Source organism: Clostridium sp. AN503, assembly GCF_040719375.1.
Classification (GTDB): domain Bacteria; phylum Bacillota; class Clostridia; order Lachnospirales; family Lachnospiraceae; genus Brotaphodocola.
The window spans coordinates 1,537,813-1,555,861 of record NZ_JBFDTP010000002.1; the positions used below are offsets into that span (position 1 = coordinate 1,537,813).

Annotated in this window: 21 protein-coding genes; all 21 read left to right on the forward strand. The window is 46.6% G+C overall.

The features are described from left to right. Positions 1-621 precede the first annotated feature (621 nt). The 21 genes from nth to AB1I67_RS14430 all read left to right on the forward strand — a co-directional run bounded on the left by nth (position 622) and on the right by AB1I67_RS14430 (position 18,039). A complete protein-coding gene (gene nth / locus AB1I67_RS14330; RefSeq protein ID WP_367030545.1) occupies positions 622-1,260 on the forward strand; it encodes an endonuclease III in 639 nt (212 codons plus the stop codon). Positions 1,261-1,365: 105 nt separating this feature from the next. After that, positions 1,366-2,424, forward strand: a complete 1,059-nt coding sequence (locus AB1I67_RS14335; RefSeq protein WP_367030546.1) for a LacI family DNA-binding transcriptional regulator — start codon at positions 1,366-1,368, stop codon at positions 2,422-2,424. 105 nt (positions 2,425-2,529) lie between these two features. Continuing rightward, on the forward strand, positions 2,530-3,636 hold the full coding sequence (locus tag AB1I67_RS14340) for an ABC transporter substrate-binding protein (protein WP_367030547.1): 1,107 nt from the start codon (positions 2,530-2,532) through the stop codon (positions 3,634-3,636). Positions 3,637-3,748: 112 nt separating this feature from the next. Next, the gene (locus AB1I67_RS14345) at positions 3,749-4,582 is read left to right on the forward strand and encodes an ABC transporter permease (protein WP_367030548.1); all 834 of its coding nucleotides are present in this window, start codon (positions 3,749-3,751) and stop codon (positions 4,580-4,582) included. Then, positions 4,579-5,367 (forward strand): ABC transporter permease, encoded by a 789-nt coding sequence (locus AB1I67_RS14350; protein WP_367030549.1) that lies wholly within the window; start codon positions 4,579-4,581, stop codon positions 5,365-5,367. Before AB1I67_RS14345 ends, AB1I67_RS14350 begins: the two co-directional genes overlap by 4 nt. Further along, on the forward strand, positions 5,346-6,110 hold the full coding sequence (locus AB1I67_RS14355; protein ID WP_367030550.1) for an ABC transporter ATP-binding protein: 765 nt from the start codon (positions 5,346-5,348) through the stop codon (positions 6,108-6,110). Before AB1I67_RS14350 ends, AB1I67_RS14355 begins: the two co-directional genes overlap by 22 nt. A gap of 11 nt (positions 6,111-6,121) precedes the next feature. Further along, positions 6,122-6,865, forward strand: a complete 744-nt coding sequence (locus tag AB1I67_RS14360; protein ID WP_367030551.1) for an ABC transporter ATP-binding protein — start codon at positions 6,122-6,124, stop codon at positions 6,863-6,865. Positions 6,866-6,881: 16 nt separating this feature from the next. Beyond that, positions 6,882-8,399 (forward strand): sulfatase-like hydrolase/transferase, encoded by a 1,518-nt coding sequence (locus tag AB1I67_RS14365; RefSeq protein WP_367030552.1) that lies wholly within the window; start codon positions 6,882-6,884, stop codon positions 8,397-8,399. Between the two features lie 65 nt (positions 8,400-8,464). Further along, positions 8,465-9,313, forward strand: a complete 849-nt coding sequence (locus AB1I67_RS14370; RefSeq protein WP_367030553.1) for an aldo/keto reductase — start codon at positions 8,465-8,467, stop codon at positions 9,311-9,313. 13 nt (positions 9,314-9,326) lie between these two features. Then, positions 9,327-10,850, forward strand: a complete 1,524-nt coding sequence (locus tag AB1I67_RS14375; RefSeq protein WP_367030554.1) for an FGGY-family carbohydrate kinase — start codon at positions 9,327-9,329, stop codon at positions 10,848-10,850. 91 nt (positions 10,851-10,941) lie between these two features. After that, on the forward strand, positions 10,942-11,286 hold the full coding sequence (ylxM, locus tag AB1I67_RS14380; protein ID WP_367030555.1) for a YlxM family DNA-binding protein: 345 nt from the start codon (positions 10,942-10,944) through the stop codon (positions 11,284-11,286). Positions 11,287-11,307: 21 nt separating this feature from the next. Further along, positions 11,308-12,669: a signal recognition particle protein gene (gene ffh, locus AB1I67_RS14385; RefSeq protein WP_367030556.1), complete on the forward strand. Its 1,362-nt coding sequence runs from the start codon at positions 11,308-11,310 to the stop codon at positions 12,667-12,669. Between the two features lie 118 nt (positions 12,670-12,787). Continuing rightward, positions 12,788-13,030, forward strand: coding sequence for a 30S ribosomal protein S16 (gene rpsP, locus AB1I67_RS14390; RefSeq protein ID WP_367030557.1), 243 nt, complete (start codon positions 12,788-12,790; stop codon positions 13,028-13,030). 17 nt (positions 13,031-13,047) lie between these two features. Beyond that, positions 13,048-13,275 carry a KH domain-containing protein gene (locus AB1I67_RS14395; protein WP_367030558.1) on the forward strand — a complete coding sequence of 76 codons (228 nt, stop codon included), beginning with the start codon at positions 13,048-13,050 and terminating at the stop codon, positions 13,273-13,275. Positions 13,276-13,383: 108 nt separating this feature from the next. Beyond that, positions 13,384-13,896: a ribosome maturation factor RimM gene (rimM, locus tag AB1I67_RS14400; RefSeq protein WP_367030559.1), complete on the forward strand. Its 513-nt coding sequence runs from the start codon at positions 13,384-13,386 to the stop codon at positions 13,894-13,896. 54 nt (positions 13,897-13,950) lie between these two features. Beyond that, entirely contained in the window at positions 13,951-14,703 is a 753-nt protein-coding gene (gene trmD, locus AB1I67_RS14405; RefSeq protein ID WP_367030560.1) for a tRNA (guanosine(37)-N1)-methyltransferase TrmD, read from the forward strand. Positions 14,704-14,714: 11 nt separating this feature from the next. Then, on the forward strand, positions 14,715-15,380 hold the full coding sequence (locus AB1I67_RS14410) for a hypothetical protein (RefSeq protein WP_367030561.1): 666 nt from the start codon (positions 14,715-14,717) through the stop codon (positions 15,378-15,380). Positions 15,381-15,512: 132 nt separating this feature from the next. Next, a complete protein-coding gene (gene rplS, locus AB1I67_RS14415) occupies positions 15,513-15,860 on the forward strand; it encodes a 50S ribosomal protein L19 (RefSeq protein ID WP_367030562.1) in 348 nt (115 codons plus the stop codon). Between the two features lie 68 nt (positions 15,861-15,928). Beyond that, on the forward strand, positions 15,929-16,483 hold the full coding sequence (lepB, locus tag AB1I67_RS14420) for a signal peptidase I (RefSeq protein ID WP_367030563.1): 555 nt from the start codon (positions 15,929-15,931) through the stop codon (positions 16,481-16,483). Positions 16,484-16,500: 17 nt separating this feature from the next. After that, positions 16,501-17,382, forward strand: coding sequence for a ribosome biogenesis GTPase YlqF (gene ylqF, locus AB1I67_RS14425; protein WP_367030564.1), 882 nt, complete (start codon positions 16,501-16,503; stop codon positions 17,380-17,382). An 18-nt stretch (positions 17,383-17,400) separates the two neighbouring features. Further along, the gene (locus AB1I67_RS14430; protein WP_367030565.1) at positions 17,401-18,039 is read left to right on the forward strand and encodes a ribonuclease HII; all 639 of its coding nucleotides are present in this window, start codon (positions 17,401-17,403) and stop codon (positions 18,037-18,039) included. The last annotated feature ends 10 nt before the right edge of the window (positions 18,040-18,049 follow it).

Consider the following 18,049-nt stretch of genomic DNA (forward strand, 5'->3'; position numbering starts at 1 on the left):
AGTTCTGAAATCCATGGCTGCCGAAGCAAAACCATATAATACCGGTATCAGCCCGTATTACACGCCTCCGTCAACTTCTTTTAAAACTGGAAGCTGAATAAGCTTATTTTTCTTTAAGTATCGAAGAACCTTTTGAATTATCTCCATTTAACCATTGCCATGTTTCATGGAGTTCTAATTTCCCATTTTCTAAAACAATGGGTATGCTATGGCATTTTCCAGTCCTAAGTTGATTTTTGTTATTTAAGTGATGATAAAGAAAATCTAATGAATTATCATCAGAAACGGTTCCAATAAGATGTCCTTTTATGACATCACCACCAGAATAATCTGCATATAGAATACTTCCGTCTTGATGATATTCAAAAACAGTATGATCGCTTACAATTCACTTTATCCTCTCTAACTTCTGATTTCCCATCGGTCCGCAGTACAGCCTTGATAATTGCAAACTGCTGACATTTACTATGCTCATTCTACCATGAACCCTTTAAAAAAGATAGCCAAAGCGCCATGCAGAACAGTGAAAATAAAGATCAGCATCCCGGATTTATAAGTTGCTTCAAGATCATACAGATGTTAGAATGGAAACAGAAACTGGATTGACTGGAGGAATGGATCATGACAAAAGAGAAATTGACGCTGGAGATCATAGAGCGGTTAAAAAAAGAATACCCTGACGCGGGATGCACACTGGACTATGAGGAGGCATGGAAGCTACTGGTCAGCGTGCGGCTGGCGGCCCAGTGCACCGACGCTCGGGTGAACGTGGTGGTACAGGACCTGTACGCGAAGTTCCCGGATGTGGAAGCGCTGGCAGAGGCTTCCGTGGAGGATATCGAAGCCATTGTGAAGCCCTGTGGCTTGGGTCACAGCAAGGCGCGGGATATCAGCGCCTGTATGAAGCTTCTGCGGGATAAGTTTGACGGAAAGGTGCCGGATGATTTTGATGCGCTTCTTTCTCTGCCGGGGGTTGGGCGAAAGAGTGCCAATCTGATCATGGGCGATGTGTTTGGCAAGCCGGCCATTGTCACGGACACCCACTGTATCCGGCTGGTGAACCGGATGGGCCTGGTGGACGGCATAAAGGAGCCGAAAAAGGTGGAGATGGCCTTGTGGAAGCTGGTTCCGCCGGAGGAGGGTAGTGATTTCTGCCATCGCCTGGTGTACCATGGGCGGGACGTATGTACAGCCAGGACGAAGCCGTTTTGTGATAAGTGCTGCCTTAAGGATATCTGCCCGAAGATAGGCGTGCAATGATTTTGCATTGTATAAAACCACTAAAAATTAAAAATACATTGACATATATTGTGCAATATGTTAGATTAAAAATATACAAATGAAACGCTTCATATGAAGAGGTGAATGATATTAAATATGGCTTCCTATAAAGATTTGGTCAATATGACAGGGCTTTCCCTGGGGACGGTTTCTAATGTGATTCAGGGAAAGAGTAATGTAAAACAGGAGAACAGAGAAAAAGTGCTTAAGGCTATGAAGGAACTGGGGTACAGAGTGGATTACCAGGCTCGTAGTCTGGCTTCATCCCGAACGAATCTCATTGGTCTCATTGTCAGTAATATTGAGAATGTGGCAGAGACAAAGTTCATGATGCCGATGGAGACTTTTGCAGAGAAAAACAATTGCAGGATCATTGCAGCTACATCTCGTAATAACAGCGAGAGAGAGAGACGTAACTGCGAGTCTATGCTCAGCAGTAAAGTTGATGGACTGTTTATTTTTTTTGAATCACTGGCTAATGAAGAATATTTCCGGAATTTGGCCAAAACGGAAAAAACACCAATTATTTTTCTGGCAAGATACTTGGACGGATGTGATCTTCCTTATGTAGGGGTAGATAATTACTATGCAGCAAAATGTATGGTTGATTTTGTATATGATCGGGGACATCGGAGTATTACATACCTGGATATTGCTGAAGAGACCATGCTATCTCCAAACCGAAGCAGGAGGAATGGTGTTGAGGAATGGTGCAGGAAAAAAGGCATGAAGTTTCAGTTGCTGGAGTATTCCACTCAGAATGATGATGTATCGGTCGGTTATGATGCAGCTGAGGGTCTGATACAGAGAGGAGAATTACCCAGACTTGTATTCCCCAGAGACGACAGTTTTGCAGTAGGGTTTTACAATGCCTGTATGAAACATGGTGTACGAGTCCCTGAGGATGTGTCGATTATGGGATTTGGTGCCTTTTATTCCAAGCGGATTACACCCAAACGTATTTCTACATTTGATCGAAAATTTGATAAGGCGATTGAAGCGGCCACAGAGTTATATCTGCAGATACGAGAAGCACGGGACAAAGGAGAGGATGAGAAAAAACTTAATCGGAAAATTTTTATAAAAGGTGAGGTGATAGAAGGAGAGACGGTGGCTTTCATAGGTGGTCAGGGAAAGCAATGACCGTTTAAAAGTATAAAATGATTATATTTTTTGGCTTTTTTTAAGCCAAAAAAATATATACAAAAATGAAACGCTTCATTTATTAACTACGGGAAGGAGAAGGAAATGAGAAGAGCAAAAAAGGTGGTTGCATTGGGTTTGGCCAGTATACTGGCGATGGGGGTATTGACAGGATGCTCGGGAAACAAAGAAGCGGCAGGAACAGGAAAGGCAGATGGAAAGACGGAGGCGGAGCTGGAGAAAGTCACTGTCAGCATACATCCTTCGGGACACGGCCTTCCGGCTTATATTGCTGAAGAAATGGGCTATTATGAGGAGGAAGGACTGGATGTGGAAACTTTGGTTTACATTGGAGCTCCGCCTCAGATGGAGGCCTATGAAGCGGGAGCTTGGGATATTGGAACTACAGGCTTTGGAGGAATTGTGCTGGGGGTAGCCAAAAGTTCCCTGCAGGTTATCGGTGTCACGATTGATGATGGAACTGTGATGGGGCTTTGGGCTAGAGAGGATAGCGATATTGCTAAAGCAGGTTATCACGACGAAACAGGCTGTTATGGAACTGCAGAAGAGTGGAAAGATCTGGAGATACTTTATACGCAGGGCACTATCACAGATATCATGCTCACTTCCACGTTGACACAGTTGGGGTTGGTACCCGATGATGTGGTGAGAACCAATATGGATTCTTCTCCGGCATTTACAGCGTTCCAGGCAGGAAGTGGAGATCTGGTTCAGGCGAACTCTTCATTTTATTTTAATGCGGAAGAAGAAGGCTGGGTTCCGGTGACTACTGGAACAAGCCAGAATATTTACATGCCTTCAGTTATTGTTGCAAGTGATAAGATGATCGCAGAGAGACCTGAGACCGCGGAAAAGTGGGTTCGGGCCTATATGAAGGGAGTGCAGTGGATTAAAGATAATCCGGAGGAAGCGGCTGGAAAATTTGTGGAGTTCTGTGAAGAAAATGGTGTAGCTACAGATGAAGCAAATGCTCTGAAATTTGTGAAAGCCCAGATTGTTGGAATTCCAGGAGTAGAGGAGCAGCTCACATACTTTGCTCCGGCTGAAGACAGCGAAGACAGCGTGCTTCAACAGGCATTGGCCCGTTGCATGGATGTATATGTGGAAATGGGTAATTATACCCAGGAGGATGCAGATGCCCTGATGCTTGACGAGAATTACAATGCATCGTTTATGGAGAAGCTGAAGTGACAGCTATAGACAGATGACCGTAATATGCCGGTTTTATCAGGTCCGGAAAAACTCCTGACAAAGCCGGCATTTATTGTATCCTTGGTTCCTGTATTAGAGAGGAAAATAGAGTATGACAGATAAAACGAAAATAGATGTGGTAGTGGAACGGTTGCGCAGGGAAAAGAAAAAGGAAAAACGCAGGGTTCTGTTTTTAGGAATGTTAAGTATAGTTGTATTTCTGCTTATTTGGCAATCTGTGTGCGTCTTTCATATCGTGGGGGAGAATGCACTGGTTTCTCCCATAAAGGTGGTCCAAGCAATTTTTACAAAGATCGGAGATACCAGGCCGGATGGAAATACGCTGCTCCAAAATATCTGGAGCAGTTTTAAACTGGCTATGATTGGTTTTGGTCTGGCGCTGGTGGTAGGATTGCCGTTAGGTTTGCTTATGGGGTGGTACAGACCTCTGGACAGATTTGTCCGGCCTATATTTGAGATTATTCGTCCTTTGCCGCCTATTGCCTGGATTCCCATTGTAATAGTGATCTTGGGTATTGGAACAGTAGCAAAGTCCTTTATTATATTTTTCACCACTTTTGTTCCTATCGTGATCAATTCCTATACCGGCATTCGGGAGACCAATCAGGTCTATATCAACTTTGCCAGGACCTGTGGCTATTCTGACTGGCGAATCTTTCGGACAGTAGGGATTCCTTCGGCGATGCCACTGACCTTTGCAGGGATGGTCATTGCACTGGGGAATGGATGGGGCACCCTGGTCGCTGCGGAGATGCTGGCTTCCAATAGTGGCCTTGGTTATATGATTTTCATGGGAAGGAGTTACGGGCGCATTGATATAATCATTGCAGGTATGCTGGTCATCGGTCTTCTTGGACTGGCGCTGACAGCAACCCTGGAGGTATTGGAGGGGTATGTACTGAAATGGAGGATGAGCGGTAAATGAAAAAAAGAGAACCAATTACAGGAAGACAGTTGCTTTTAAATATTCTCCCCATTATTTCTGTACTGCTCTTTATCGGGCTATGGATGATGGTTTCAGCGGGAGAGGAGCATATCATTCCCTCACCAGGAGAGGTTTATGAACGAGCTCTGAGATTGTTTGAGAAACCCATTAATCATATTTCTTTGTGGGGGCATATCTGGGCCAGTATGAAACGAGTGCTGATCGGTCTGGTGTTTGCCTGTTTTACAGGAATCCCCATGGGACTTCTGATTGGCTGGAATAAGACGGCCAATGCGCTGCTAAAACCAATTTTTGATCTGATCCGACCAATACCGGCATTAGCCTGGATTCCACTGATGACGTTGTGGTTTGGAATCGGCGAGGGTTCCAAATTTGCCTTGATCTATCTGGGTACTCTGATGCCGGTACTTGTAAATACTTACACAGGAGTTAGTATGATTCCCCAGTTGAATGTTGATGTGGCCCGGGTATTTGGCGCATCCGAATTCCAGGTTGTACAGGCCATCGTTATGCCATCGGCCCTGAGCGCTATCATGGCCGGAATCAAGACGGCCATGGGAACAGGATGGATTGTTGTTCTGGCTGCAGAGATGATTTCTGCAACCAGTGGGCTTGGTTTTATGATTATCCGCGGTTCTAATGTGGCGGATCTGGCTCTGGTAATCTTCGCAATGCTAATCATCGGTATTGTTGGAGCCCTTTTATCCACATTGTTGACTTTTGCAGAAAGGAAGCTGTGTCCATGGAAAGCAGAAATAAAGTAGAAATAAAAGAAATATCCAAGCTGTTTCTAAATGGGGATTCCTTTCAGGTAGCCATTGAGGATGTAAGTCTGGAGGTCAGAGAAAATGAATTTTTGGTCCTGCTTGGTCCGGGAGAATGTGGAAAGTCCGTGCTGCTGAATATTATAGCGGGGCTAATGGATGCCACTTCAGGAGAAGTATATGTCAATGGGAAGCTTTCCAGGGGCATTAACCCGGAGCTTGGCATGGTTTTTCAGGAATTGGGTGTCATGCCCTGGCTAACTGTGAGGGATAATGTGGCTATGCCTGAAAAATTCCGGGGTGTATCCCGGAAACAACGATATGCGCATGCTCAGGAATTTATTGATCTGGTGGGACTGAAGGGATTTGAAACATATTATCCCAATCAGCTTTCAGGTGGTATGAAACAGCGTGTGGGAATTGCCCGGGCGTACGCCAGTGATTGTGATATTCTGCTGATGGATGAGCCATTTGGAAAACTCGATGCCCAGACCCGTTATTCCATGCAGGATGAAATCTTAAAAATCTGGAATAAGAATAGAAAGACAGTTGTTTTTGTCACGAATAATATTGAAGAAGCTGTTTACCTTGGAGACCGGATTGTATTATTTACAGGTGGGCCGATGTCCGTTCGGCATATCTATGACTTGAGTAATCTGCCCAGGCCGCGCAACTATACGGATGTGGAATTCCTGCGGGTACGAAGTGAGATCAATGAGCATATGGATCTGGTGATTAAATAAGGGAGCGCGTTATGGAAAGAAATATAAAAGTAAAGGTAGAAAATCTCTGTAAGAGTTTTGGGGACTTAAAGGTTATTGAAAATTGCAATTTTCATATATATGATGGAGAGTTTGTGTGTGTGGTGGGACCAACGGGATGCGGAAAGACCACATTTTTAAACATGCTTTCCAGCCTTCTGGAACCTACTTCAGGTGTGGTGCTTATTGATGGGGAAAAAGCCAGTCCCCAGAAGCACAATCTCTCTTTCATATTCCAGGAACCATCAGCTTTTCCCTGGCTTACGGTAGAGAAAAATATTGCCTATGGTCTGCGGGCAAAAAACAAAAATGAAGCTTATATCAAGGAGCAGACAGATCACATTATAGAACTGATGGGATTGGAAAAGTATAGGAAATCGTTTCCGGGAGAACTGTCAACCAGCACAGAACAAAAGATTGTTATTGGAAGAGCCTTTGCTATGAATCCGGATCTGCTGCTGATGGATGAGCCTTATGGACAGATGGATGTGAAGACTCGCTTTTATCTGGAAGATGAGGTGATCCGTATCTGGAAAGAGTATAAAAAGACTGTGGTTTTTATCACTCATAACATTGAGGAAGCTGTATATCTGGCTGAACGGGTATTGATCCTTACCAATAAACCGGCCAGGGTCAAGGAAGATGTGTCCATCGATCTGCCGCATCCGAGAAATGTAAATGATCCAGAATTTGTCAGACTGCGTAATTACATTACATCGCAGATTAAATGGTGGTAAGGAAAAAGGAGAGACTATGAAAAAACCGAATCTTTTATATATTATGGTGGATCACCAGATATTTTATAGACATGGCTGGGATTTTGGACCCAGGATTATACGAAAAAACTATGAGGAATTTGCATGCGGAGGCGTAGAATTTACACAGGCGTATTCGGCAAATCCTCTGTGTGGACCCACACGCAGAACGGTTTTGACCGGACTTTACTCTCATCATCATGGGGAAGTTTTAAACGATGTGAATGTTCCTTTCTCGGATCGGACTTATCTGCAGATTTTGAGCGACAACGGGTATCGGAATTATTACTATGGAAAGTGGCATGCAGGTATGGGGACAGCTCATGATCATGGATGTGAGGGATATTGTTATCCTTCTTATGGAAACCCATATCTTACACCGGAGTATAAAGCTTATCTGAATGAAAAGCAATTACCGGAACCCAGGATCCGGATCGAGTGTACAATGGATCCATGGAGACTGGACCTGATACCAGGGAAGGACTACATACAGGATAAAGAGTGGTCGAATGAGCAGGCGTCGGGGATCCTGTTAACGCCAAAGGAGACGCATGAGGCATTTTTTCTGGCGGATATGGTGTGTGCAAAACTGGAAGAGATTAAAAAATCTGATTCGGACGCTCCCTTTTCTCTGCGACTGGATTTTTGGGGACCACATGATCCTTATTTTGTCACCCGGGAATATGCAGACATGTATCCACCTGAGGATATTCCCATGTATCCTACTTTTGATTCTCCTCAACTGGATAAACCATGCTGTTATCGTAAAGAGCATAATCTGGGGATCGCCGATGCAGATCAGAACCTGATTTATCCGAATCCCATTCCATGGAAGGACTGGCAATTGCTTCTGTCTCGGTGTTATGCTCATTCTACGATGATCGATGATGCAGTGGGACTGGTACTTAAGAAACTGAAAGAACTGGGACTTGATGAGAATACTCTGATTATCTGGACGGCAGATCATGGGGATGCTATTGCCTGTCAGGGAGGCAAATTTGACAAAGCAAGCTATATGGTGGAAGAGGTTATGCGGATTCCTATGGCTATGTGTTATTCGGGGGTCATAAAACCGGGGCAGGTGACAGATGCTCTGGTGAGCAACATGGATGTGCCGGTCACCCTGCTGGCAGCAGCTGGTTTGTCCTTTGATTATAGTCCTGACGGTATTGATCTGCTGAAGTTGGAAAAGAGTGGTTTTCATGAAAAAAGAGACTTCTTTGTCAGTGAGACTTACGGCCATCTCCATAGAAATGTGGCTAAGTCTATGGTGACCGGGCGTTATAAATACACGGTAAACAAGGAGGATTTAAATGAGCTGTATGATTTGGTTCTGGATCCTTATGAAACAAAAAATCTGATCTTTTCTGAAAAGCACTTGTCTCTTGTAAAAGAACTGGATGCAAAGCTACATAAATGGGTAAAGGAGCAGGGGGATATTTTTTACGATGGTGACAGTGAATACATTCTTCAGAAGTATTTCAGCAGAGGTACGAGTGCACCTCGGGATTACTGATTGTTACAGAAAATATTGTTGGTAAATTCAGGAGAATGTTCAAAAAAAGAAAGGGAGTACAGCATATGGAAAATAAAATAGATGTAAATGGTGCCATAACAATCAGTAATGGTCTGAAAATTCCGGTGATCGGACTGGGGGTGTTTAAAAGTTCCGGCGGGGAAGAAACGGTTAATGCGGTGAGATGGGCTATAGAAGCGGGGTATCGGAGTATTGACACTGCTATGATCTACCATAATGAGGAAAGTGTAGGTGAAGGAATTAGGCGAAGCGGTGTTCCCAGAAAAGATATTTTTCTCTGTTCCAAGGTATGGAATGCGGATATCAAAGCTCGCCGGACCAGGGAGGCTTTTTCAGAGAGTCTTGAACGCCTGGGAACGGATTACCTGGATTCGTATCTGCTCCACTGGCCAGTAGATGGCTTTAAGGAGGCGTGGGAAGAACTTGAAAAGCTTTACGATGAAGGCAGAATCAAAGTTATTGGTGTCAGTAATTTTAATATCTCGCATTTAGAGGAACTTTACAGATCAGCCCGAATTCAGCCTATGATCAATCAGATTGAGAGTCATCCCTATCTGGTTCAGAAGGAGCTGCTGGACTACTGTCAAAACAGGGGCATAGTTTGTGAGGTTTGGAGTCCTCTGGGTGGTACAGGCGGAAATCTTCTTGAGGATGAAACCATTCTTGGATTGGCAGGAAAGTATGAAAAATCCCCAGCTCAGATCGTTATTCGATGGGACATTCAGCGTCAGGTAGTTGTGATTCCGAAATCGGTACATAAAGAACGAATTGAGCAAAATCTGCAGGTTTTTGATTTTGAACTTGAAGAAGAGGATATGCGGATTATTGACAGCTTAAACCGGGATCTTCGGGTAGGCCCTGATCCACAGGCGATGGCGGAAAAGTGGAGATAGAGAGGGGACCTGAATGAGATATTTGGTTGGAATCGATAATGGTGGAACGTTTTCAAAAGCAGCGGTTTTCGATGAGGATGGAAATCAGGTTTCGGTTGCCAGTGCAGGTACAATAATGATAACCCCTAAGCCAGGCTATATGGAACGTGATATGGAGCAACTGTGGCAGGTTAACGTCAAGGCTGTGCGGGAAGCAATTCAACAAAGTGGAATTGATCCGAAGAATATTGCAGGCGTTTCTTTTTCTGGTCATGGCAAAGGTCTCTACCTGACCGGAAAGGATGGACGTCCAGTTTATAATGGAATTTTGTCTACAGATAGCAGAGCCTGGGAATATATTGACAAATGGTACGCGGATGGCACGAACCAAAAGATATATCCAAAAACCTGTCAGGAGATTCTGGTGATGCAGCCCGTAGCGCTCCTTGCATGGCTTAAGGATCACAAACCAGAAGTGCTTGAGAAAACCCGTTATATTTTTTCTGTAAAAGATTATATCCGGTACAAGCTTACAGATGAGGCTTTTGGAGAGTATACAGATTTTTCCGGTTCAAATCTAGTAAACCTCAGTACAGGTTCCTATGACAGAGAGATTTTAGAGATGCTTGGAATTGAAGAAGCCTATAAAAAACTTCCTCCACTGCGCCATTCTTCAGATATTTGTGGTCATGTGACAAAAAAAGCCAGTAAAGAAACTCTTTTGCCAGAGGGAATTCCTGTGGCAGCAGGCATGTTTGATGTAGATGCCTGCGGCATTGCGTCAGGTCTTGTGAACGAAAATCATATATGTATGATTGCTGGAACCTGGAGCATAAATGAATTTATCTCGAAAAAGCCGATTATAGATGGTTCAGTAGCCTTAAATTCCATGTTTTGTATACCAGGATACTTTCTCATAGAAGAAAGCAGCCCTACTTCTGCTGGTAATATGGAATGGTTCATTCATAATCTTATGGGGTATGAAAAAAAGGAAGCAGAGGAGCAGGGGGATTCTGTCTATGCGCTTACAAATGAGTGGGTGGACTCAATTGCCCCTGAGGACAGCAGCTTGATTTTTCTGCCATTTTTAAATGGTTCCAACGAGGACCCGTTGGCAAAGGGGACTTTTATAGGATTGACCGCTTATCATACTAAAAAGCATATGCTGCGGGCAGTGTACGAAGGGATTGTCTTTTCTCATATGACTCATGTAAAGAAGTTACTTTTAAATCATGAAACGCCCTGCTCTCTTCGTCTGGCTGGAGGGGCTGCCAATTCCAGCGTTTGGGTGCAGATTTTTGCAGATGCGTTTCAGATACCAGTGGAAACCATTTCGGATAAAGAGTTAGGAGCGCAGGGGGCTGCAATTGCAGCAGGTATAGCAGCGGGCATCTATAAAGATTATAGTGATGCTGTCAGGCGGACAGTACAGATTACAAACCGAGTTATGCCAAGGCTGGAATACAGGCAGATCTATGAACAGAAATATGCCGCATATCTTAAAATTGTTCATGCACTGAAACAGGCGGATACCTGGAAAATCTTTAAAAATCAGTGAGATTACAGACTAAAAAAATAAAATTTCAGGGTGTCAAGAAAAAACACTTGACACCTTCTTCGTTTTCCGGTATGATAGCCAGGGTGATGTTATGGAAAGCATTGTAAAACAGAGTCTTTTATATGATTTTTACGGAGAACTGCTGACGGAACATCAGAGGACGATCTATGAAGATGTGGTGTTCAATGACATGTCCCTCGGGGAGATTGCCGAGGAGCAGGGGATCAGCCGCCAGGGCGTGCATGATTTGATCAAGCGGTGTGATAAGATTCTGGGCGGATACGAGGAAAAGCTGCATTTGGTCAGCAAGTTCCAGCAGACCCGTGCCATGGTTGAAGAGATACAGAAGCTGACCAAACGGTTTGGGGAGACGAAAGACGAGGAACTGATACGTCAGATTGAGAAGATTTCCGGTGACATCATGGAATTGGAATAACTACCGGGCAGGAGGATGACTATGGCTTTTGAGAGCTTATCTGATAAATTACAGAATGTATTTAAAAGCCTGCGCGGCAAGGGACGTTTAAGCGAGGCGGATGTGAAGGCGGCGCTTAAGGAAGTTAAGATGGCGCTGTTAGAGGCGGACGTCAGCTTCAAGGTGGTAAAGCAGTTCATAAGCTCCGTTCAGGAGCGCGCCGTAGGGGAGGAAGTGCTTGGTTCCCTGCAGCCTGGACAGATGGTCATCAAGATCGTGCATGAGGAACTGATCCGTTTGATGGGTTCCGATACCACGGAGATCGCCTTAAAGCCGGGCAATGAGATCACCGTCATCATGATGGCAGGTCTCCAGGGCGCGGGTAAGACGACCACCACGGCCAAGATCGCAGGCAAGCTGAAGGCGAAAGGCAGAAAACCAGTGCTGGTTGCCTGTGACGTTTACCGTCCGGCGGCGATCCAGCAGTTGCAGATCAACGGAGACAAACAGGGGGTTCCGGTATTCTCCATGGGAGAGAACCAGAATCCGGTCAATATAGCAAAGGCCGCCATGGAACATGCGGCAAAGAACGGCTACAATGTAGTGATCCTGGATACAGCGGGACGTCTCCATGTGGATGAGACCATGATGGAGGAGTTAGTCAACATCAAGGGAGCTGTCCATGTGGACCAGACGATCCTGGTGGTGGACGCCATGACCGGTCAGGACGCAGTCAACGTAGCATCGAATTTCCAGGAGAAAGTCGGTATCGACGGTGTCATCCTCACAAAGCTTGACGGCGACACCCGGGGCGGCGCAGCGCTTTCCATCCGCGCAGTGACCGGAAAACCGATTTTATATATTGGTATGGGCGAGAAGCTCTCGGATCTTGAGCAGTTTTACCCGGACCGTATGGCCTCCAGGATCCTGGGCATGGGTGATATCCTGACCCTGATCGAGAAGGCCGAGATGGAGATGGACGAGGAAAAGGCCAGGGAGATGAGCCAGAAGCTGCGCAAGGCAGAGTTTGACTACAACGATTTCCTGGACCAGATGCGCCAGATCAAGAAGATGGGCGGTATGAACAGCATCATGAGCATGATGCCGGGCATGGCCCAGATGAAGGGCGGCATTCCGGAGGTGGATGAAAAGTCCATGGACCGGGTGGAGGCGATCATCCTTTCCATGACAAAAGAGGAGCGGGCCAATCCCGGCCTCATAAATCCTTCCAGGAAACAGCGGATCGCAAAGGGAGCCGGTGTGGAGATCAGTGAGGTCAACCGCATCGTCAAACAGTTTGACCAGATGAAGAAGATGATGAAACAGCTTCCGGGTATGATGGGCGGCAAAAAAGGCCGCGGCGGCCTGGGCGGAATGTTCGGCAAGATGAAGATGCCGTTCTGATCTTTGGTAACAATACAGATTTCTGTATTTGTTCATAAATTTGAGAAGCGCATGGATGCAGCAGCTGCGGACAGCGTTTCCTGAAAATTACAGTATACGTTAAGGAGGTGAAATTGACATGGCAGTAAAGATGAGATTAAAAAGAATGGGTGCTAAGAAAAAACCTTTCTATAGAATCGTAGTTGCAGATTCCCGCTCCCCGAGAGACGGCAGATTCATCGAGGAAGTTGGTACTTACGATCCGAACCTGGAGCCGAGCGGCATCAAGTTCGATGAGGAAGCAACAAAGAAGTGGTTAGCAACCGGTGCTCAGCCAACTGATCGCGTAGCGAAGCTTTTGAAGACCGCTGGCATCCAGTAATGTGAGAGGTGATGGCTATGAAAGAATTAGTTGAGGTAATCGCGAGAGCATTAGTTGACAATCCCGATGAAGTGGTTGTCACCGAGACAGAAAAGGATGGCGAAACTTTCGTTGAGCTGAAGGTCGCACCGTCCGATATGGGCAAGGTGATTGGCAAGCAGGGACGCATTGCGAAAGCGATCCGTTCTGTAGTCAAGGCGGCTGCTTCCAAAGAAGAGAAAAAGGTTGTTGTTGATATTCAATAGCCACGATGGGCTGTCGCAGGAATATGAGTTCCGGCGGCAGTCTTTTTTGTTACGAGTATCATGGAAATGTTGCATTGTTCCTGTTAATAAATAGATGAGGTAAAAGATATGGAAAACACATTGCGGGTAGGGGTGATCTCCTCCACGCACGGCGTGAGGGGGGAGGTCAAGGTATTTCCCACCACAGACGATTTAAACCGTTTTAAAAAACTGAAAACAGTCATCCTGGACACCGGACATGAGCAGATGACGCTGAACATTGAGGGCGTTAAGTTTTTCAAGAACATGGCTATCCTGAAGTTCAAGGAGTTTAACGATATAAATGAAGTGGAAAAATACAGGGGAAAGGACCTGCTGATCTTACGCGACCAGGCCGTGAAGCTGGGACCGGATGAGAATTTTATCGTGGATCTGATCGGCCTTAGGGTCGTGACCGACGAGGGGGAGGAGTTCGGTGTCCTGAAGGACGTGCTCCAGACCGGGGCCAACGATGTATATGTGATCGATGGGAAGGACGGGAAAGAGTACCTGTTCCCGGCGATCAAACAGTGTATCCTGAAGGTGGACTTGGAGGCGCAGGAGATCATTGTACACATTATGGACGGGCTTTTAGATCTGTAACAGCAAAGCCTGGGAAACGAAAGCAGACAAACGACATTGTCAGGAGGAGCAGGGATGAATTATCATATTTTGACCTTATTCCCGGATATGGTGCTTGACGGTCTCAATACCAGCATTATCGGGAGGGCTGTGGATAAGGGTCTGCTGTCCATTGAGGCGGTCAATATCCGGGATTACACAAAGGAGAAGCACGGTCACGTAGATGACGCTCCTTATGGCGGCGGCGCAGGCATGGTGATGCAGGCGGCTCCGGTGTGCGATGCCTACGAGGCGCTCTGTGAGAGGCTTGGTAAGCGGCCAAGAGTGCTCTATATGACGCCTCAGGGAAGGGTATTCAACCAGAAGATCGCCGAGGAGCTGGCGAAAGAGGAAGATCTGGTATTCCTCTGCGGACATTATGAAGGGATCGACGAGCGCGCGTTAGAGTTGATCGCGACGGATTATCTGTCTATCGGCGATTATGTGCTGACGGGAGGCGAGCTTCCGGCCATGGTGATGATCGACTGCATCTCCCGCCTGGTGCCGGGGGTTTTGAACAATGATGTGTCTGCGGAGATCGAGTCCTTCCATGACAATCTGCTGGAATATCCTCAGTACACCAGACCGGAGGTCTATGAGGGAATGCAGGTACCGGAGGTTTTGTTGTCCGGACACCACAAGAATATTGAGGAGTGGCGGCGAAGACAGTCCATCAAGCGGACCTTGGAGCGGAGGCCGGATCTGTTGGAGGGAGCCAATCTTTCGAAGAAGGAAGCGGCGTTTTTGGAGGAACTGAAGCGGGGACCAGAAGAAACGTCAGAAGAATGAGGGGATGAGAGATGGAAAAAGAGTTTGAAGGATATCTAAAAAAACTTGCATTTAAAAGCATGAAGTTTTACTATGGCCTTTTAGGATTGATGGCGTTTCTCTTGATTGTGGCTCTCGTCTTTACAGAATCATGGGAAATCAAAGTGGGCATAGGGGCATTCTGCTGTTTTCTGGTTGCATTGATTTTTCTGATGGAACATTCCAGAAGGAAGAAAGGGCGGGAGTCCATCTGGAAATTATATGAAGCGTTAGATGTACAGCAGCGGCAGGGATTCCTCGACCAGTTTCGGAATGCGTCAGAAGAATATTGGAAATCCGGATTTTTCCCATTTCCTGAGATGACGGTTTTTACAAATGGACAAGGCGTTCATGCGCTCCCGTCTTCCAGCGTCCTTTGGATCTATAAGAAAATCGATATTTTTATGCCGGTTTTTCGTTTTTATTCTATTTACATGTATACGATGTCCGGAGAAAAATATATCTGTGAGGTTGGAATGAGCCCGATCTGGTCCGGACGATATCTTGATGATGCGGCGGAAAATGGGATCTGGCGGCTTTGCAGGTATTACCCCGGAATCATAAGGGGCTACAGCAGGGAGCTGTTAAAGCTATGTAAAGGGAATTTGGCAGAGATGCGAGCATTATACGAGGAACGGTCGAAGGTGAAAAATAGGTAAAAATAAGAAATTCCGCTTGCATTTTGCAGATCAGTATGGTAGAATTTATCCGTTGTGACTAGAAAAAGAGATGGTCCTCTGTTGCCTTGAAAGCATTATAGAACATCAAACATATGAAGGAGGTTCACACAAATGAACGAAATTATTAAGAACATCGAAGCAGCTCAGTTAAAGGCTTCCGTACCGGAATTCCACGTTGGCGATACCGTTAAGGTCTACAACAAGATCAAAGAGGGTAACCGCGAGAGAATCCAGGTATTTGAAGGAACCGTGATCAAGAGACAGAACGGCGGCGCAAGAGAGACCTTCACCGTACGTAAGAACTCCAACGGTATCGGCGTAGAGAAGACCTGGCCAGTACATTCCCCGTTCGTTGACAACATCGAAGTTGTCAGAAGAGGTAAAGTAAGACGTGCGAAACTGAACTACTTGAGAGACCGCGTTGGTAAGGCTGCCAAGGTAAAAGAATTAGTAAAATAATTTGCGTAGACCAGGGGACAATGAAAATTGTCCCTTAGTTTTTATCTAAAAAGGATGGGGTGGGACTTTTGGAATTTTATCAGAATGAAGAACCGAACCTGATCCGGCGCATATCCGGATGGGTTGTGGATGTTGTAGTAGCGCTGGCTTTTGCATGGTTCTGCCTGACCTTTTTCGGCACGCAGGTCACCATGAACGGACAGTCCATGCAGCCGCTTATTGATTCCGGGGATGTGGTCTTAATGAACCGCCTGGTCTACGAGTTCGGGAAACCGGACCGGATGGATGTGGTGGTATTTGAGCGGGAGGACAAAAAGACCAATGTCAAGCGGGTCATCGGAGTGCCCGGGGATGTGGTCCAGATCAAGGACAGCCGGCTCTACTTAAACGGAGAACTGCTTGAGCTTGAGGATAAAGACTTGGAAACGGTGGCCCTGGCCGGCCTTGCGGAGAATCCTGTAGAGCTGGGAGAAAAAGAGTATTTCCTCCTGGGGGATAACCGTGACAGCAGTGAGGACAGCCGTTTTGCAAATGTGGGAAATGTAAAAGAGGAACAGATACTGGGTAAGGTATGGCTTCGGATCTCTCCGTTGATCGATTTTGGCCTGATCCGGTCCAGATAGAGTTAGGAGGACTTTTTTTGAATATACAATGGTATCCGGGACATATGACGAAAGCCAAACGTGCCATGAAGGAAGATATCAAGCTGATCGATCTGATCATTGAACTGGTGGATGCGCGCGTGCCGCTGGCCAGCCGGAATCCGGACATTGATGAGCTTGGAAAGGGCAAGGCGCGGCTGATCCTTTTAAACAAGTCAGATCTTGCCAGTGAGAAATATAACGAGGCATGGACTGCATGGTTCAAGGAAAAAGGTTTTTACGTGGTAAAGGTCAATTCCAGGAGCGGCGCGGGCCTAAAGCAGATCAACAGCGTGGTCCAGGAGGCCTGCAAAGAAAAAATCGAGCGGGACAGAAGGCGGGGAATCTTAAACCGTCCGGTCCGGGCCATGGTGGTGGGGATTCCCAATGTGGGCAAATCCACGTTCATCAATTCTTTTGCCGGAAAAGCCTGCGCCAAGACTGGCAACAAACCGGGCGTGACCAAGGGCAACCAGTGGATCCGGCTCAACAAGACGCTGGAGCTTCTGGATACGCCGGGAATCCTGTGGCCCAAATTCGAGGATCAGAGGGTCGGTATCTTGCTGGCTTTCATCGGTTCCATCAATGACGAGATCTTAAACCGGGACGAGCTTGCCACGGAGCTTTTAAAATTCCTTCTGAAACATTATCCGGGGGTATTGGCGGAACGGTATTCAGCCGATCGCGCAGCTGAAGCAGATGCAGCCGGAATGCTCTCCCATATTGCCAAGGTGAGGGGATGCCTGATGAAGGGCGGAGAGCCGGATCTCGGCAAGGCTGCTGCGATAGTGATCGATGATTTCCGGAGCGGCAAGCTGGGGAGGATCACCCTGGAATTTCCTCCGGTGCAGAAGACAGAAGCTAAGGCAGACGAGGCCTGACGGGAGGAAGATACGGGGATGCGGAAGATAAGTGAAGAAAAAATGCTTGCGGAGCGGCAGCGCCTGGAGCAGATGAAAGAATATGAATACACCTATGCCGCCTGCCATGCCATCTGTGGTATCGACGAGGCGGGAAGGGGACCGCTTGCGGGACCTGTGGCGGCGGGCGCTGTGATCCTGCCGGCAGACTGTGAGATCCTTTTTTTAAACGATTCAAAAAAGCTGTCGGAAAAACGCCGTGAGGAGCTGTTCGTGGAGATCCAGGAGAAGGCCGTTGCATGGAGCGTGGGTATCGTCGGACCGGATGTGATCGATGAGATCAATATCCTTCAGGCGACCTATGAGGCGATGCGCAGAGCCATAGCTGGGCTTTCCGTGACGCCAGATCTTCTGCTCAATGATGCGGTGACGATTCCCGGCGTCTCTATAAACCAGGTGCCGATCGTAAAGGGCGATGCCAAGAGCGTTTCCATTGCGGCAGCCAGTATCATGGCGAAGGTGACCAGGGACCATATGATGATGGAGTGTGATGCACTGTTTCCGGAATACGGTTTTGCAAAGCACAAGGGTTATGGCACGGCAGCGCATATAGCGGCAATCAAAGAATTTGGCCCGTGTCCGATCCATCGCCGGAGCTTTATCAAGAATTTTGTGTGATGGCACGGCA

Bases quoted from the DNA above. Each gene is read 5' to 3' on its own strand.
- ffh (WP_367030556.1), top strand. From the start codon at position 11,308: ATGGCTTTTGAGAGCTTATCTGATAAATTACAGAATGTATTTAAAAGC.
- AB1I67_RS14430 (WP_367030565.1), top strand. From the start codon at position 17,401: ATGCGGAAGATAAGTGAAGAAAAAATGCTTGCGGAGCGGCAGCGCCTG.
- AB1I67_RS14355 (WP_367030550.1), top strand. From the start codon at position 5,346: ATGGAAAGCAGAAATAAAGTAGAAATAAAAGAAATATCCAAGCTGTTT.
- AB1I67_RS14365 (WP_367030552.1), top strand. From the start codon at position 6,882: ATGAAAAAACCGAATCTTTTATATATTATGGTGGATCACCAGATATTT.
- rpsP (WP_367030557.1), top strand. From the start codon at position 12,788: ATGGCAGTAAAGATGAGATTAAAAAGAATGGGTGCTAAGAAAAAACCT.
- rplS (WP_367030562.1), top strand. From the start codon at position 15,513: ATGAACGAAATTATTAAGAACATCGAAGCAGCTCAGTTAAAGGCTTCC.
- trmD (WP_367030560.1), top strand. From the start codon at position 13,951: ATGAATTATCATATTTTGACCTTATTCCCGGATATGGTGCTTGACGGT.
- rimM (WP_367030559.1), top strand. From the start codon at position 13,384: ATGGAAAACACATTGCGGGTAGGGGTGATCTCCTCCACGCACGGCGTG.
- AB1I67_RS14395 (WP_367030558.1), top strand. From the start codon at position 13,048: ATGAAAGAATTAGTTGAGGTAATCGCGAGAGCATTAGTTGACAATCCC.
- AB1I67_RS14340 (WP_367030547.1), top strand. From the start codon at position 2,530: ATGAGAAGAGCAAAAAAGGTGGTTGCATTGGGTTTGGCCAGTATACTG.
- AB1I67_RS14335 (WP_367030546.1), top strand. From the start codon at position 1,366: ATGATATTAAATATGGCTTCCTATAAAGATTTGGTCAATATGACAGGG.
- AB1I67_RS14370 (WP_367030553.1), top strand. From the start codon at position 8,465: ATGGAAAATAAAATAGATGTAAATGGTGCCATAACAATCAGTAATGGT.
- AB1I67_RS14410 (WP_367030561.1), top strand. From the start codon at position 14,715: ATGGAAAAAGAGTTTGAAGGATATCTAAAAAAACTTGCATTTAAAAGC.
- AB1I67_RS14350 (WP_367030549.1), top strand. From the start codon at position 4,579: ATGAAAAAAAGAGAACCAATTACAGGAAGACAGTTGCTTTTAAATATT.
- AB1I67_RS14360 (WP_367030551.1), top strand. From the start codon at position 6,122: ATGGAAAGAAATATAAAAGTAAAGGTAGAAAATCTCTGTAAGAGTTTT.
- AB1I67_RS14375 (WP_367030554.1), top strand. From the start codon at position 9,327: ATGAGATATTTGGTTGGAATCGATAATGGTGGAACGTTTTCAAAAGCA.
- ylxM (WP_367030555.1), top strand. From the start codon at position 10,942: ATGGAAAGCATTGTAAAACAGAGTCTTTTATATGATTTTTACGGAGAA.
- nth (WP_367030545.1), top strand. From the start codon at position 622: ATGACAAAAGAGAAATTGACGCTGGAGATCATAGAGCGGTTAAAAAAA.
- AB1I67_RS14345 (WP_367030548.1), top strand. From the start codon at position 3,749: ATGACAGATAAAACGAAAATAGATGTGGTAGTGGAACGGTTGCGCAGG.